At 65.1% G+C, this 15,013-nt stretch carries 10 protein-coding genes; 6 read left to right on the plus strand and 4 right to left on the minus strand.

Translation table 11 applies throughout. The features are described 5' to 3' along the window. Positions 1-41: 41 nt before the first annotated feature. The 4 genes from AC1Q5A_RS04205 to AC1Q5A_RS04220 form a co-directional block, all read right to left on the minus strand. Complete coding sequence (locus AC1Q5A_RS04205) at positions 42-1,553, minus strand: APC family permease (RefSeq protein ID WP_492698621.1); 1,512 nt, start codon at positions 1,551-1,553, stop codon at positions 42-44. Next, the gene (locus AC1Q5A_RS04210) at positions 1,550-2,185 is read right to left on the minus strand and encodes an FMN-binding negative transcriptional regulator (protein WP_492698623.1); all 636 of its coding nucleotides are present in this window, start codon (positions 2,183-2,185) and stop codon (positions 1,550-1,552) included. The genes AC1Q5A_RS04205 and AC1Q5A_RS04210 overlap by 4 nt, the downstream gene beginning before the upstream one ends. Beyond that, the gene (locus AC1Q5A_RS04215; protein WP_492698624.1) at positions 2,185-3,282 is read right to left on the minus strand and encodes a PepSY-associated TM helix domain-containing protein; all 1,098 of its coding nucleotides are present in this window, start codon (positions 3,280-3,282) and stop codon (positions 2,185-2,187) included. The genes AC1Q5A_RS04210 and AC1Q5A_RS04215 overlap by 1 nt, the downstream gene beginning before the upstream one ends. 115 nt (positions 3,283-3,397) lie before the next feature. Continuing rightward, a complete protein-coding gene (locus AC1Q5A_RS04220) occupies positions 3,398-4,219 on the minus strand; it encodes an AraC family transcriptional regulator (protein ID WP_492698625.1) in 822 nt (273 codons plus the stop codon). Between the two features lie 182 nt (positions 4,220-4,401). On the opposite strand from AC1Q5A_RS04220, the gene AC1Q5A_RS04225 reads away from it, so the two are divergent. From AC1Q5A_RS04225 to proC, 6 genes are all read left to right on the plus strand, one after another. After that, positions 4,402-5,439 carry an alpha/beta hydrolase fold domain-containing protein gene (locus AC1Q5A_RS04225; RefSeq protein ID WP_492698626.1) on the plus strand — a complete coding sequence of 346 codons (1,038 nt, stop codon included), beginning with the start codon at positions 4,402-4,404 and terminating at the stop codon, positions 5,437-5,439. Between the two features lie 266 nt (positions 5,440-5,705). Further along, positions 5,706-7,859, plus strand: a complete 2,154-nt coding sequence (locus AC1Q5A_RS04230) for a TonB-dependent siderophore receptor (protein WP_492698627.1) — start codon at positions 5,706-5,708, stop codon at positions 7,857-7,859. 124 nt (positions 7,860-7,983) lie between these two features. Further along, entirely contained in the window at positions 7,984-9,369 is a 1,386-nt protein-coding gene (locus tag AC1Q5A_RS04235) for an amidohydrolase (RefSeq protein WP_492699056.1), read from the plus strand. Further along, positions 9,359-10,681, plus strand: coding sequence for an amidohydrolase family protein (locus tag AC1Q5A_RS04240; protein ID WP_492698628.1), 1,323 nt, complete (start codon positions 9,359-9,361; stop codon positions 10,679-10,681). The genes AC1Q5A_RS04235 and AC1Q5A_RS04240 overlap by 11 nt, the downstream gene beginning before the upstream one ends. A gap of 29 nt (positions 10,682-10,710) precedes the next feature. Beyond that, complete coding sequence (locus tag AC1Q5A_RS04245; protein WP_492698630.1) at positions 10,711-13,986, plus strand: amidohydrolase family protein; 3,276 nt, start codon at positions 10,711-10,713, stop codon at positions 13,984-13,986. 130 nt (positions 13,987-14,116) lie between these two features. Continuing rightward, positions 14,117-14,989 (plus strand): pyrroline-5-carboxylate reductase, encoded by an 873-nt coding sequence (proC, locus tag AC1Q5A_RS04250; protein ID WP_492699059.1) that lies wholly within the window; start codon positions 14,117-14,119, stop codon positions 14,987-14,989. The last annotated feature ends 24 nt before the right edge of the window (positions 14,990-15,013 follow it).

Consider the following 15,013-nt stretch of genomic DNA (forward strand, 5'->3'; position numbering starts at 1 on the left):
CCAGACCGTGCCGGACGCACGGATACCGGCAAGATCCGCCGTCATGGCTGCCCCTTGCCGATGTTGGAATGGCGCAGGCCGTAGCCGATGTAGATGGCCGCGCCAAGCACGGCATAGCCGCCGAGGATGATGGCCGGGATGATCTCGCCGCGGCGTGCCTGATTGATGATGTCGAGCGCGACCGGCAGCACCATCGTCAGGCACATGATGATGGCTGCGACCGGCACGTAGCCGATCCACACCTTGCCGATCCTGAAGCCGCCCAGCGGGACGCGGAACGGGCGCGGCAGGTCGGGGCGTGCCGTACGCAGCCACATCAGGCTCAGGCAGACGACCACGAACGCGAGCGCCGTGCCGATGCTCACCAGGTCGCCCAACACCGAGATAGGGAAGACCGCGGCGAGCAGGGCCGAGATCGAGCAGACCAGGATGCAGCCAATCCAGGGAGTGCGGTAGCGCGCATGCAGCCGACCGAAGACCGGGGGCAGCAGGCCATCGCTGGCCATCGCGAAGCAGATGCGCGAGTGGCCGAAACCGTTCACCAGCAAGACCGAAGCCAGCCCGGTCAGTGCCCCGATTTTTATCAACAGTGCAAAGCCCGGCTTGCCCATCCGGTCGACGGCGATCGCCAGCGGATCGGGTAAGCCGAGTTCGCGGAATGGCACGATGCCGGTGAGCACGGCGGCGACGAGGATGTAGATGGCCGTGCTGGCGGCGAGTGCGCCGAGGATTCCGATCGGCATCGCGCGCTGCGGATTCTTTGCTTCGCCAGCCGCGGTGGACACGGTTTCAAAACCGAGGTAGGCGAAGAACAGTATTGAAGACGCCCGCATCACGCCTTCCCAGCCGTAGGTGAAACCGCCTTCGTTCGGCGGGATCAGTGGAACCCAGTTGGTCACGTCTACGGCGCCCGCGCCGACCGCGACAAAGGCCGCAAGGACGGACAGTTTGATGGCGACGAGAATCGTGTTGACCAGGGAGGATTTGGATACGCCGACCACCAGCACGGCAGCGACGGGTGCCAGCGCCAGCGCGGCGATCAGGTTGAGGCCGCCGCCGATGGCGAAGGTGGCGTGTCCGTCGACAATCGTGACCTGCAGCAGCGAGGTCGATATCGCGGTGGAAAGGTGCAGGCCGAAACTGGTGAGCACGCTGGAGAGATAACCGGAAAACCCCACCGCCAGCGCGGAGCCGGCCAGGCCGTATTCGAGCATCAGCAGCCAGCCCAGGACCCACGCGTAGACTTCGCCCATCGCGGTGTAGCAATAGGTGTAGGAGGATCCGGCCGCGGGCAGCGCGGAGGCGAGTTCCGCGTAGCACAATCCGGTGAGCGCACAGCCGCTGCCGGCGATCAGGAACGACAGCATGACGCCCGGGCCGGCGTAGAACGCAGCGGCCGGTCCGATCATCACGTAAATGCCGGCGCCGACGATGCAGCCGATGCCAAGCAACACCAGGCTCATGGGCGTCAGTACTTTTCGCAAACCGTTGTTTTGCGTCTCTGCAAGTACCGCCTCGGCGGACTTGCGGGCGAAGATGCGCGAGGCGCTCATGCGGGCGTGTTCTGCGTCGCGCGGCCCGGGTTGGCTTCGTTCATCAGTTCGATGAGGGCTTTATTGCCGCTGGCTGAGAGACCGTGAATGATCTCGGGATACACGTCGTCGCGTTCGTCCTGGCCCAGTTTGAATTTGGCGTGGATGTCGAGCACATGGGCGCGGAACGGGATGATCCGCAGCAGCAGTTGCTCGTAGCGTGCGTGCATTTCCTCGATGCGCCAGCGATTCTCGCGGTTGGCTTCCATTGCGTCGACGAGGTCGCGGACGATGCGGTCGAGGTCGTCATGGTTGTCGAGAAATTCAATGCGGGCATCGAAGTTGGCGCAGGCGTAGTTCCAGGTGGGCGCTTGGGTACGATCGGCAAACCACGATGGCGACACGTAACCATTCGGCCCCATGAACAGCAGCGTGGCGTGCGGCTCGTTTTGCAGTTGTGCAACCTGTGGGTTGGATCGCGCGTAGTGACCGATCAAGCTCACCAGGCGGCCGTTCTCGACGCGTTCCGGTCGCAGCGGCAATGGTGTGGCGGTGTTCGGGTTGTCGCGTGAGATGATCCAGGCGAGCTGGTTGTCGGTGATCAACCGGGTGATCTGGGTGTCATCGCGTGCCGCGAATTTCGAAATGGTCATCACGCTGCCTTTTGTTTTGCTTGGGATAAGTTGAGTCGTGACCGGGCGCGCCGTGTCCACCACAAGCTTGCGCCGAGCGGGGCCATCACGATGAGCCAGAGACCGATGATGAGCACGACCGTGCGACCCACCGGCCCGGCGAACTCGCCGGTGTGAAGCGGATAGATCGCGTTGTAGACTTTCTCGTTCAACGGCAGCTGGAAGGCGTTACGGTCGAGCAGCACGGTGCCGTCGTGGGCATCGACGAACACCGTCGTTGCGCCGTACACGCGCGCGAGTTCGCCGGACTGGAGCAGGCGGATCCGATACCACGGCTGGTCGGCGGCCGGCATGGTGACCAGCGAGAGGGCCGCGCCCGGGTAGCGGGCGAGGGCGGCATCGAGCACCTTGCCCAGCGGCGCAAGCTGCGTTTGCACCCTGTTTTGCGAGGTGGGCGTTGGCGGGTCGACGCCCAGCCAGCGGTCGGTCGGCCATTCCTGCAGCACGCCCAGCGCGACCAGCAGCATCGCCGGCAGCACCAGCAGCAAACCGAGTGCGCGATGCCATTGATAGATCTTGGTGGCGAACTTGCCGGCCATGCCAGGCAACAGCACACGCCGCCACGTCTGGCCGCGCGTGCGCCAGGCGAGTACCACGCCAACCAGCAGGTTGGAAAGCAGCAACGCTCCGCTCAGGCCCAGGAGCCAGGCGCCGCGATCGCCGGCGAACAGGGTTTCGTGGAAATCCAGCGCCATCTGGAACAGGCCGGGTGCGGGGTAGTCGTAATCGCGCGGGCGCTCGCGCAGCACGCTGCCGGCGCCGTCGACGCGTACCGTCTGTGTGCGTTCGGCCGAGTCGGTGAACAGCAGGTCGAAGCGGTGGCGCGATCCTTCGCTGGCCATGATGTAAGTCAGTTTCGATTGCGGGCGCGCGGCAGACAGCTTGGTCACCGCGGTACCGAACGACGATGCGACGAGCGGCTGTGACGGACCGCTCAGTAGCGCGTCGTCGAGTTCGCCATGGAACACCAGCACCGCCCCGCTGGCTGCCTGCAGGACCCACAGCAGGAGGAACGCCAGACCGAGATATTTGTGGATGGCGCGCAGCATCGACCGCATGCAGGGACTCCTACCGAAACGACGCGTGAACCTGTCGACCAATCTCGCCCCTAACGTGGAGACAAGCATTTGCCGAGGGGTCTATCGCTGTCGTAGCCGGGCCAATCTGCGCGGATCAGGGCGGGCTCGCCGAACCGTCGCCTGCGCCTTCCGGCGGGATGGACGGCGCATCCATCAGGTAATGCGTGGGGGGCACGCCGAAGGTGCGACGGAACAGGGCGGTAAATGCACTGGGGCTGCTGTAGCCGACGTCGAGTGCGGTGGCGGTGACCGACCTGCCCGTTGCCAGGCGCGAGAGCGCATCCATCAGGCGCACGTTTTGTCGCCAGGTGGCGAAACTCATGCCGGTCTCGCGTCGGAAGGTGCGGGTGAACGTGCGCCGGCCCATGGCCGCGGCGTTGGCCCAGTCATTCAGTGCATCGTGTTGGGCGGAGTCGGCGAGGATCGCCTTGCAGATGCGCGCCAATCGTTCGTTTGCCGGCATCGGCACGCTGAGGGGAATGCGCGGGGCGCGGCGTATCTCGTCGAGGATCAGCAACATGATGCGCTGGTCGCGGCCTTCGAGTTCGTACTCGATGGGCAGGTTGCCTGCCTCGATGATCAGTTCGCGCAGCAGGTTGGAAATCTCGATCACCTGGCACGTGGTCGGCAGGTCCGGCGTTGCGTCGCTGGCGATGTACAAGGTGCGGATCTGCACGCGCCCGCGGCAGCGCACCTCATGCCTCACGCCTGCCGGAACCCAGATGGCACGTTGGGGCGGAGCCACGTAGCTCGCATCGGCAGTGCTGAGGATGGTGATGCCGCTGGTCGCGTAGACCAATTGGGCGCGAAGGTGGCTGTGCGCGGGGTCGAAGAAGCCCGGCGGGTAGTCGTCTATCAATACGGCGATCGGACGAGCTACGAGTTGGTAATCGATACCTTTCTTGCTGCGACCCATGTGGCCCACGCTAGACGATGAACGGTCCCCTCACGACAGCGCGCATGCGCGCCCGCGGACACGATGACAGTGACTCGATTCTAGGCACAGAACCGAAAGTCGTGCAATTGCCACCGGCAACCAACGAATTGATATCAGCAGGGGAAGGAGCGGTCGATGACACACGCAGGAGTTCGGTCCGCATGACGGATGAAGCGAAGAGCAGTGGCTTGTTGAAGCCTGCGCCGGGGGCTGCCGCCGCGGCCGCAGCCACGCAGATGCAACTTGCTGCAATTGATCCGCAGATCCAGTATTTCGTGAATGCGCTGAAGCAAGCGCAGGCGCGTTTCCCCGCCGCGGACGGGCTCTCCATCGAGGAAGCGCGACGTATCGCCGAGGTGGTGCGCGCGCCCTGGCGCAGTGGCGGCCCATCAATGGCGGAGACCGAGGAAATCCAGGTGCCGACCGCACACGATGTGGTGCGCGTGCGTCTTTATCGGCCTACCGTCCGGAGCGGGTTGCAGCCCGCACTGGTTTACCTGCATGGCGGTGGCTGGACGCTGTTCAGTATCGACACGCACGACCGAGTGATGCGCGAGTTGGCCGCGCGTGCCGGCGTCGTGGTGGCGGGGGTCGATTATGCGTTGTCGCCGGAGGCGAAATTTCCGCTGGCCCTGCGCCAGGTCGAGAGCGTGGTGCGCTGGCTCCACGTCAATGGCGCCGGCCTGGGCGTGGACCCGGGGAAGCTGGCCATTGGCGGCGACTCGGCGGGCGCGAACCTTGCGGTGGGTACCTCCCTGCTGCTGCGGGACTCGGGTGCCGCACAGCTGCTGCAAGGGATGCTGCTGATCTACGGCTGCTTTACCAGCGAGTTGTCGACATGGTCGACAAGCGGCTACGGCGCCGAGGGAAATCTGCTTTCCGCCAGCGAGATGGCCGAATTCTGGCGAAACTATCTGGCCGAGCCTGCCGATGTGCTCGACCCGCTGGCTTCGCCGCTGCGTGCGCGCCTCGAGGGCCTGCCGCCGACGTTCCAGGTCACCGCGCAATGCGATGTGTTGGCCGAGCAGGGTGCGGCGTTTGCCGCACGTTTGCGTGAGGCGGGCGTTGCCGCCGTCGAGCGTGAATACGCTGGCGCGACCCACAGTTTCATCGAGGCGGTTGCCGTCGCGAAGGTGGCGGGGCGCGCCCTTGACGACAGTGCGGCATGGTTGCGCACGTGTCTTCGGCCGTCCGTTTGAGCGGCGCCCGCGGGGAAATGGGATGGCGGCCGCCGGTGGCCTTAATGCGATGATTTGAGACCCCGTGACGAATGCATTACAGCCGGAGGCTGGGCACACTGGATCCGTATTGATCTAGCTGAGGGCGAATTGCATCGCCTCGAGTGAGACAAGGTCGCGTCCGGTGGATGGAGCGGGACGTGGTTGATCCGACAGCACATGCTGTGCAGATTGTTGTCAGGGGAGGGGAAATCATGGTTACCAGTGCATCTTGGCTCGCAAACAAGTTGGGCAAGCGTCGCTTCCTGTGTGCCAGCGTGCTGGGTGCGTTGTTCGCCTACGCCGGTATGGTGGCGGCAGCCGGTACGGGGCAGGCCGACAACAGCCAGCAGGACAACAGCAAGAAAAGCGCGGTCAACTTGCCGGACATCGTGGTGTCCGCCCCGAATTACGTGCCGCGCGAAACCAACGACGCCGCCAAGCTGGCGATACCGCTGATCGAGACGCCGCAGGCGGTCACGGTGATCCCGCGCGACCAGATCGACCTGCTCGACTGGCAGAACCTGAGCCAGGTGGTGCGCTACACGGCCGGTGTCATCGGCGAGAACTACGGCCCCGATCCGCGGTATGACTGGCTGACCATGCGCGGCTTCTATCCCATCCAGTACATCGACGGCCTGCAGGCCCCGGTCGGCTCGGTGAGCAACGTCGGTGTCGACCTGTACGGCTTCCAGAGCGTCGAGGTGCTGAAGGGGCCCTCATCGACGCTGTATGGCCTGGCGCCTCCCGGCGGCATCGTGAACCTGACCAGCCGTCGCCCCGAAGCGCAATTCAGCGGCGAAGCGCAGTTGCAGTACGGCAGTTACGCCAACGCGCAAGTGGCGGTCGACGTCACCGGGCCGCTCGACAAGGATGGCCATTTCCTGGGGCGGCTGACGGCGCTGTACTTCGATCGCGGCACGCAGACCGACGGCGTGGACACCAATCGCTATTATGTGGCGCCGGCATTCACCTGGGTCGCCTCGCCGGACACCAACCTCACCTTGCTCAGTTATTTCCAGCACGACGATGTCTACGGCGACGGCGGCGGCTTCCTGCCGATCTACGGTGTCGCGCGCTTCAACCCGCTTGGCAAGGTGTCCACCAGCCGCAATCTGGGCGACACCAAGTACAACCACTTCAAGCGCGACCAGTACGGTGTCGGCTACGAGTTCAGCCACAAGTTCAACGACACCTGGCGCTTCACGCAGAACCTCAAATACTTCTCCAGCGACGTCAAGATCCTGCAGGTTTACGGCGCCGGCCTCGCCGATGCGGATTTCGATGGCGTTCCGGATGATTACCGCACGGTCAATCGCTACAATTTTCCGTTCAACGAGAAGGTCAAGTCGTTCAATGTCGATTCGCGCGTCGAGGGGGCCTTCGACAGTGGCGCGGTGAAGCAGAAGCTTCTGGTCGGTGTCGATTACCGCCGTTACACCGACAACGCTGAATTCGGTTTCGGTCTTGCGCCGCCGATCGATTTGTTCAAACCGGTGTATGGCATGCCGATCACCACGCCGACCTCGCTGTTTCCCTATCTGCAAGAGGTGCAGAAGCAGACGGGCCTGTACGCGCAGGATCAGATCAAGCTCGATCGCTGGGTACTCACCCTCGGCGGCCGCCGGGACAACGTCAAGTCCAGCAACGCTGGCAAGCGATCCACCGACAACAAGTTCACCTACCGCGCCGGCCTGAATTACCTGTTCGACAGCGGATTTGCGCCGTACGTTTCCTACGCCACTTCGTTCCAACCCACGCCGGGCGCCGATTTTTCGGGCAAGGCATTCGTGCCGACCCGGGGCGAGCAGACGGAAGTCGGCGTCAAGTTCCAGCCGGGCTCGCTGCCGGCCGGCACCAATGTGCTGTTGACGTTGGCCGCCTACGATCTGACCCAGAAGAACGTGCTGACGGCGGATCCGGACCCCAGCCATGCGTTCTTCAGCGTGCAGGCCGGCGAAGTGCGGGTGAAGGGACTCGAGCTCGAGGGCGTGGCGCGCTTCAACGACCGCTGGAGCTTCAACGCCGCTTACACTTACATGGATTCGGAAGTCACCCGCAGCAATGGTGCGAACCTGGGCAAGCAGCTGGTGCAGACACCGCGGCAGATGGCCTCGGCGCTGGTCGACTTCACCCAGCAGACGGGCTCGTTGGCGGGTTTGGGTGCGAGCCTGGGCGCACGTTATGTGGGATCGAGCTATGGTGATCCGGCAAACGCGTTCAAGGCACCTTCGGTCGTACTGTGGGATGCCACGGTTCACTACAACGTGGGCAACTGGGTGATGCAGCTCAACCTCTCCAACATGTTCGACAAGGAGTACCTGTCACGATGCGCGAGCGATGCCCAGTGTTTCTATGGATTGCGCCGTGCCATCAATGCATCGGTTACACGCAGGTTCTGAACGTACCGACTCCGCTGCGGGAAACATCATGATCGGCGTCGCCCCGATGAATCGCCTGGGCTCATGGCGGTTCATCGCGGGACTGGCCTGTGCGGGCATGGTCGGTTTCGGGCTGACATTCTCGATGGCGGTCGGCGCATCGCCCGCCCGCGGAGCAGGCAGCACCAGGGCACCGTTGCCCTGGAAACTCGATTCGTATCCGAGTACTTATCGGCCGCTGCCGCGGCAGGACACGTTGATCGTCAACGCCACCATCCTCGACGGTGCCGGTCACCGCTTCGACAGGGCCAGCGTGCTGCTGCGTGGCGGCAAGGTTGTCGGGATCGACACGGCAACGCCGACCGCCCCGGCCGGCACCCGCACCATCGACGCGAGCGGCCGCTGGGTTACGCCAGGCATCATCGACGTGCATTCGCACGACGGCGATTTCCCCGCGCCGTATACCAGCCTTGATGCCGAGGCATCGGACGTGAGTGAGTCGACCTCACCAAATGTGGCGAATGTATGGGCCGAGCATTCGATTGCGGTGCAGGACCCCTCGTTCGCCCATGCGCTCGCCGCCGGCGTCACCACCCTGCAGATCCTGCCCGGTTCCAGCAGCCTGTTCGGCGGCCGTACCGTGGTGTTGAAAAACGTGCCGGCGACGACCGTCCAGGCGATGAAATTTCCCGGTGCGCCGTACGGGCTGAAAATGGCCTGCGGCGAGAATCCAAAATACAGTTTCGGCAGCAAGGGCAGTTTCCCGTCCAGCCGCATGGGTAACGTGGCGGGAACGCGTGCGGCCTGGATCGAGGCGGCGGCCTATCGTCAGAAGTGGCTCGATTACGAATCCGGCAAGCAGCCCAAAAAGCCCGATCAGGATCTGAAACTCGACACGCTCGCCGGCGTGCTGGACGGCAGCATTCGCGTGCACTGGCACTGCTACCGTGCCGACGACATGGCGACCTTGTTCGATACCGCGCGGGAAGCCGGCTTCCACATCACGGCGTTTCATCATGCCGTCGAGGCATACAAGATTCCCGCCCTGTTCGTGAAAAACCGCACCTGCGCCGTGGTCTGGTCGGACTGGTGGGGTTACAAGATGGAGGCTCTGGACGGCATTCGCGCGAACGCGGCGTTTGTCGATGCGGCTGGTGCCTGCGTGGCGCTGCATTCGGATTCGCCCTGGCTGGGCCAGCGCCTGAATCTCGAGGCGGCCAAGGCCATGGCGGCGGGCCAGCGTGCGGGGCTGCAGCTCACGGCCGCGCATGCGATCCAGTGGGTGACGCTCAACAGCGCCCGGGTACTGGGTCTGGAGACACAGGTCGGTTCGCTCGAGCCGGGCAAGAATGCCGACGTGGTGATCTGGTCGGGCGATCCCTTCAGCGTCTACAGCCGTGCCGAGCAGGTTTTCATCGATGGTGCACTGATCTACGACCGCGCGGATGCCGAACGTCGGCCAGCCACCGATTTCGAGGTTGGCCAGCCCAGCATGGTCGGCCCCGCCGTGGAGCGTGCCGATGGCCCGTAAGCGCATGCAATGTCGTCACCCGCGCAGCGCGATCGCTCTGTTTTGCCTGCTTGGCGCCGCCGCCGTGCATGGCGAAACCCTGGCGATCGTGAACGCACAGGCCTGGCCGATGACCGATGCCGCTGGCGCGCAGGGCCGCATCGACCACGCCACCATCGTGATCCGCGACGGTCGCTACGAATCGGTCACGGCCGGCGCGGCGCCACCGGTGGGCGCGCGCGTGATCGATGCGGTCGGAAAAATCGTTACCCCCGGCCTGATGAATGCAAACACCCACCTGGGTCTGACCGAAGTCTCCTCGCTGCAGGAAACCCGTGACTACAGCGTGGCCGACGGCCCGCTGGGCGCGGCGTTCGATGTTCAATACGGCTTGAATCCCGAATCCACCCTGCTGCCCAACGTGGTGGCTGATGGGCTGACGCGGGCGGTGACCAGCCCCGGCAGTGCGGGCGACCCGGTGTTCATTGGCATGGGCGCGGTGCTGCGCATCGTGCCGGGTGGCGACATTCTCGATCGCGCGAAAGCGGCGATGTACGCCCGCATTGGCGGCGATGTCTCCAAGCGTGCGGGTGGCTCGCGCAGCGCGCAGTGGCAGTTGCTGCGCACTGCGTTCGACGAGGCGAAGGCGTACCCGTCGAAGTCGGGCGATGCCGACCCGCGCGACAGGTTGCAGAGCCGTCTGAATGTCGCCGCGTTGCATGCGATGCTCGCCGCGCGGACGCCGCTGGTGATGCAGGTGTCGCGTGAGTCGGATATCCGCCAGGCGGTGAGCGTGGCGGTTGACTACGATATCCCGCTGGTCGTCCTCGGCGGCGCCGAGGCGTGGCGTTGCGCCGACCTGCTGGCGAAACACCGGGTGGCGGTGGTGATCGATCCGGAAGCCGATCTGCCGTGGACCTTCGACGAACTGGGTTCGCGTGCCGACAGCGCGGCGATCCTGCAGCGCGCCGGCGTGGTGATCGCATTCAACGTGTCGGGCAATACGATCTACCTCAGCCACAACGCGGGCGTCGCCGTGCGCGAGGCGGCCGGCATCGCGGTAGCCAACGGCCTGCCCTGGCAGGCCGCGCTGAAGGCGCTCACGGTCAATCCCGCGCGCGTCTTCGGCATTGCCGATCACTACGGCAGCATGGCCCGTGGACTCGACGCGGACCTGGTCATCTGGGATGGCGACCCGCTCGAGCCGACCAGCGCGCCCAGCCTGGTCCTGGTCAGGGGCGAACCCGCGTCGCTCGTCACGCGGCAGACCCTGCTGCGCGACCGCTACGCGCCAAAGGCCTGGTCGAACCCATGGCCACCGGCCTATCACTGAACGCGTGCTGGTTGTCGAGGCGGTGACACATGAACTGGAAAGGGATCCTGTTGCTGGCTGCGGTTGCCGTCGTGGCCTGTCCTGTCGCGGCAGCCCCGCCTGCGAGTGGCCCCGCGCAAGCGGCTGCCAGCACGGTTGGCTTGCCGCTGGTGCCAGCCCGGCACATCCGCTTCGGTACGGACGAGGGCACCTGGATATCGCTCGACGTGTCGCCGGACGGCCGCAGCATCGTGTTCGAGTTGCTCGGCGACCTGTACCGGATGGACATCCGTGGTGGCAAGGCGCAGGCGATCACGCACGGGCTGCCGTTTGATTCGCAGCCCCGCTTCGCGCCGGACGGCAGGCACCTCGTGTTCGTGAGCGACCGGTCCGGTAACGAAAACGTCTGGATCGCCGATGCCGACGGTACGCACGTGCGGCGGATTTCCGCGCGCGACGACAACACCGTGTTCACCTCGCCGACCTGGTCGGCGGATGGCCGCTCGATCTATGTATCCGAGTTTCGCGCCGACCTGACCGCGTTTCAGCTATGGCGTTACGCCGTCGATGGCGATGGCCATGGCGAGCAGGTCACCCACGCCAAGACCTATGCGGCGCAGCCCAAGGACCAGCGCTTCAGTGCGCTCGGGGCGGTCGCCTCGCGCGATGGCCGCTCGCTTTATTTTGCCGGTCGCTACGGTACCTTCGACGAGGACATGGTCCTGCCGATGTGGAGCATCCATCGGCTGGATCGCCAGACCGGCCAGGACGACACGATCGTCACCGCGCAGGGCAGCGCGATGCGGCCGGCCCTGTCACCGGACGGCAACACGCTAGTATACGCCGCGCGCCACGACGGCAAGACGGGTCTGCGTGTGCGTGACCTGACCAGTGGCAGCGATCGCCTGCTGGTTTATCCGATCCAGCACGATGTGCAGGAAGGCATGGCCACGCGCGACACGGTGCCCGGTTATGCGTTCACGCCGGACGGGCGTGCGCTGATCGCGGCCTACCTGGGGAAGATCCATCGTATCGACCTGGCCAGCGGCCAGGCCACGGTGATCCCGTTCCAGGCGCAGGTCGACCTGGACATCGGGCCGTCGCTGCGGCACTCGTTCAGGGATGGTACCGGCCCCGTGTCGGCGCGCCTGATCCAGGCGCCAGTAGCCGCGCCGGACGGCAAGCGCATCGCGTTCTCCGCGCTGGGTCGCGTGTACACGATGGAGCTGACGGCGCAGGCCCGGCCGCATGCGCTTTCTCCGGCGGGCGTCGCGGCGTTCCAGCCGTCGTGGTCGCCGGACGGGAAATCCGTGGTGTACATCAGCTGGACCGCGCAGGAGGCCGGACAGATCTGGCAGGTCGACGCCAACGGTGGCGCACCCCGGGCGCTTACGCACGCGGCGGCCTATTACACCAACCCGGTGTTCACCCCGGACGGAAAATCCATCGTGGCGCAGCGCTCCAGCAACTACGAGCGCATGCACACCTACATGGAATATGGGCCGCTGCGCCAGGCCGACCTGATCCTGCTTCCGCTGGCGGGTGACCCGGTGAAACTGCTCGCCAGCGACCGCATGGGTGGCGTGCCGCATTTCACCCCCGATCGCTCGACGGTAGCCGTGCTGATGGACGATGGCCTGAATGCCGTCAAGCTCGATGGCACCGGTCGGCACCGTCTGGTCTCTGTCACCGGGCCGGGGTTCTATTTTCAGGAAGGTCGCGTACCGGTCGATGACCTGCGTGTCAGCCCCGACGGGAAATGGCTGCTGGCGCAAATCGCCGAACAGCTTTATCTGCTGCGCATGCCCGAAGGCGGCGCGCGGACGCTCGACGTCGACACGCCACCCGTCGAGCATCGCAAGCTCACCAGCGTGGGTGCCGACTTCCTCGGCTGGGCCGACGGCGGCAAGACGATTACCTGGGCGGTCGGCTCGACTTTCTATCGCCAGCCGTTGGCGGCTGTCGCACTCGATCGTGCCGGTGCCGTCGGCAGCGGCGCGCGGCCGCAGCCCGGCAAGGATGGCGTCGAAGCCTTTCCCGTCAGGGTGGAAGTGCCGCGCGATGTACCGCATGGCACGCTGGTATTGCGTGGCGCGACGGCCGTCACCATGCGCGGCGACGAAGTCATCGCCAACGCCGACATCGTGGTCGCCGGCAATCGCATTGCCGCGATCGGCCAGCGTGGCCAGGTGCAGATTCCCGCCGGCGCGACCATTCGCGAGGTGGACGGCAAATTCATCGTGCCCGGCTTCATCGATACCCACGATCACTGGGCCGAGGTGCGTCGTGGCGTGCTCGACCTGCAGAACTGGAGTTTCCTCACCGACCTTGCCTACGGCAAGACAGCGGGGCTCGACCCCTCGCCGCTGAGTATCGACATGCTGGCCTACCAGGATCTGCTCGATGCGGGCCTGTCGCTCGGGCCGCGGGTGTATTCCACCGGCCCGGCGATTTTTTCCTACAACGAGTTCACCAGCCTGCAGCAGGTGAGGGACGTGCTGTCGCGCTACGTCGACCACTTCCGTACGCGCAACCTCAAGGAGTACCGCACCGGCAACCGTCGCACGCGGCAATGGGTGGCCATGGCCGCGCATGAGCTGGGGATACAGCCGACCACCGAAGGCGCGCTCGACATGAAGCTGGACCTGACCCAGATCATGGATGGGTTCGCCGGCAACGAGCACTCGCTGACCGCGGCGCCGTTGTACAAGGACGTCATCGAACTGCTGGCGCGCACGCGCGTGAGCTACACGCTGACCTTGCAGATTTCGCATGGTGGCCCGCCAGCGCAGAACTATTTCATCGAGCGCGACTTGCCGCAGGACGTGCCGAAGCTGGCGCATTTCTCCCCGCCACAGCTCGCCGAGAAGAAATTCTCGCGGCGGCACTGGTACGCCCCGGATGAATATTTCTTTGGCGCGATCGCGCAGGGCGCGGCCAAGGTGCAGCGCGCGGGTGGCTTGCTGGGCGTGGGGTCGCATGGCGAAGTGCCGGGTTTCGGCATTCACTGGGAAATGCAGGCTTACGCCGCTGGCGGCATGACGCCGCACGAAGTGCTGCAGGCGGTCACCATGGGCTCGGCCGAAACGATCGGGCGGCAGGATGAGATTGGCAGCCTTGCGCCAGGCAAATATGCCGATCTGGTGATCCTCGACAAGAACCCGCTCGACGACATCCGCAACACGCTTGCCATCGCGCAGGTCATGAAGAATGGCCGTCTGTACGATGCGAACACGCTGGACGAGATCTATCCGCAGGTCAGGCCGCTCGCACCCCAATGGTTTTCGGGCGAGCGCGCTGGATCCGGCACCATGCCAGTGCATTGATTCGCCTTCGCCGCGCTGCCCCCGGAGGTGGGGGCGCAGGGTGCGCGTGCACGTTGTTCGCGGCGTTCGGGAGTTCACTGCAGCCAGCCCGGGCGACCATCATTTGCTCAGCATGCAGGAGAAGATCGGCATGACTCATATCGCCTTCATCGGCGGCGGCAACATGGCACGCAGCCTGATCGGCGGCCTGCTGCACACCGGCATGCACGCCTCTGCCATCAGCGTCGCCGAGCCACGCGAAGAGGCGCGGCAGGAGCTGCAGCGCGAATTCGGCGTAGCCAGTTACGCTGAAAACCGGTTGGCTGCCGAGCACGCTGATGTGTTGCTGCTGGCCGTGAAGCCACAGATCATGCCGTCCATTCATGCGGGGCTTCACGACACCTTGCAGCGCAACCGCCCATTGCTGATCTCGATAGCCGCCGGTGTGCGCATCGACCAACTGGAGCGCTGGTTTGGGAGCGACCTGCCGATCGTGCGTTGCATGTCGAACACGCCAGCCCTGATCAACGCCGGCGCCACCGGTCTGTGCGCCAATCGCCAGGTAAGTGCCACGCAGCGGTTACAGGCGCAGGGCCTTCTGGATGCGGTAGGCATGACCCGATGGATCGAGGACGAGGCGAAGATGGACACGGTTACCGCATTGTCCGGCTCCGGCCCGGCCTATTTTTTTGCGCTGGTTGAAGCCTTGGTGGATGCCGCGGTGGCGCAGGGGCTGCCGCACGATATCGCCGAAGCGCTGACGGCGCAGACCTGTCTCGGCGCTGGCCGCATGCTGGTAGGGAGCAATGAGGCGGCTGCCGTGTTGCGCCAGCGAGTGACTTCGCCCCATGGCACCACGCAGGCGGCGTTGGAAAGCTTCACCGCCGACAACCTGCCACGCATCGCCGCCCATGCCGTGGCGGCGGCCACCCGCCGCAGCATCGAACTGGCCGCCAGCCTGGATGAATTGCCGTTGCCGGTTGTCCCGGTGCGAGTTTCCGAAGCGGCCCCGTTCGTCCGCTGACCGAGCCGGCAGGTTGCAGGCATC

The sequence above is a fragment of the Rhodanobacter sp. GW835-FHT13D09 genome, from assembly GCF_058793995.1.

Bases quoted from the DNA above. Each gene is read 5' to 3' on its own strand.
- AC1Q5A_RS04245 (WP_492698630.1), top strand. From the start codon at position 10,711: ATGAACTGGAAAGGGATCCTGTTGCTGGCTGCGGTTGCCGTCGTGGCC.
- AC1Q5A_RS04205 (WP_492698621.1), bottom strand. From the start codon at position 1,553: ATGAGCGCCTCGCGCATCTTCGCCCGCAAGTCCGCCGAGGCGGTACTT.
- proC (WP_492699059.1), top strand. From the start codon at position 14,117: ATGACTCATATCGCCTTCATCGGCGGCGGCAACATGGCACGCAGCCTG.
- AC1Q5A_RS04235 (WP_492699056.1), top strand. From the start codon at position 7,984: ATGGCGGTCGGCGCATCGCCCGCCCGCGGAGCAGGCAGCACCAGGGCA.
- AC1Q5A_RS04240 (WP_492698628.1), top strand. From the start codon at position 9,359: ATGGCCCGTAAGCGCATGCAATGTCGTCACCCGCGCAGCGCGATCGCT.
- AC1Q5A_RS04225 (WP_492698626.1), top strand. From the start codon at position 4,402: ATGACGGATGAAGCGAAGAGCAGTGGCTTGTTGAAGCCTGCGCCGGGG.
- AC1Q5A_RS04210 (WP_492698623.1), bottom strand. From the start codon at position 2,185: ATGACCATTTCGAAATTCGCGGCACGCGATGACACCCAGATCACCCGG.
- AC1Q5A_RS04220 (WP_492698625.1), bottom strand. From the start codon at position 4,219: ATGGGTCGCAGCAAGAAAGGTATCGATTACCAACTCGTAGCTCGTCCG.
- AC1Q5A_RS04215 (WP_492698624.1), bottom strand. From the start codon at position 3,282: ATGCGGTCGATGCTGCGCGCCATCCACAAATATCTCGGTCTGGCGTTC.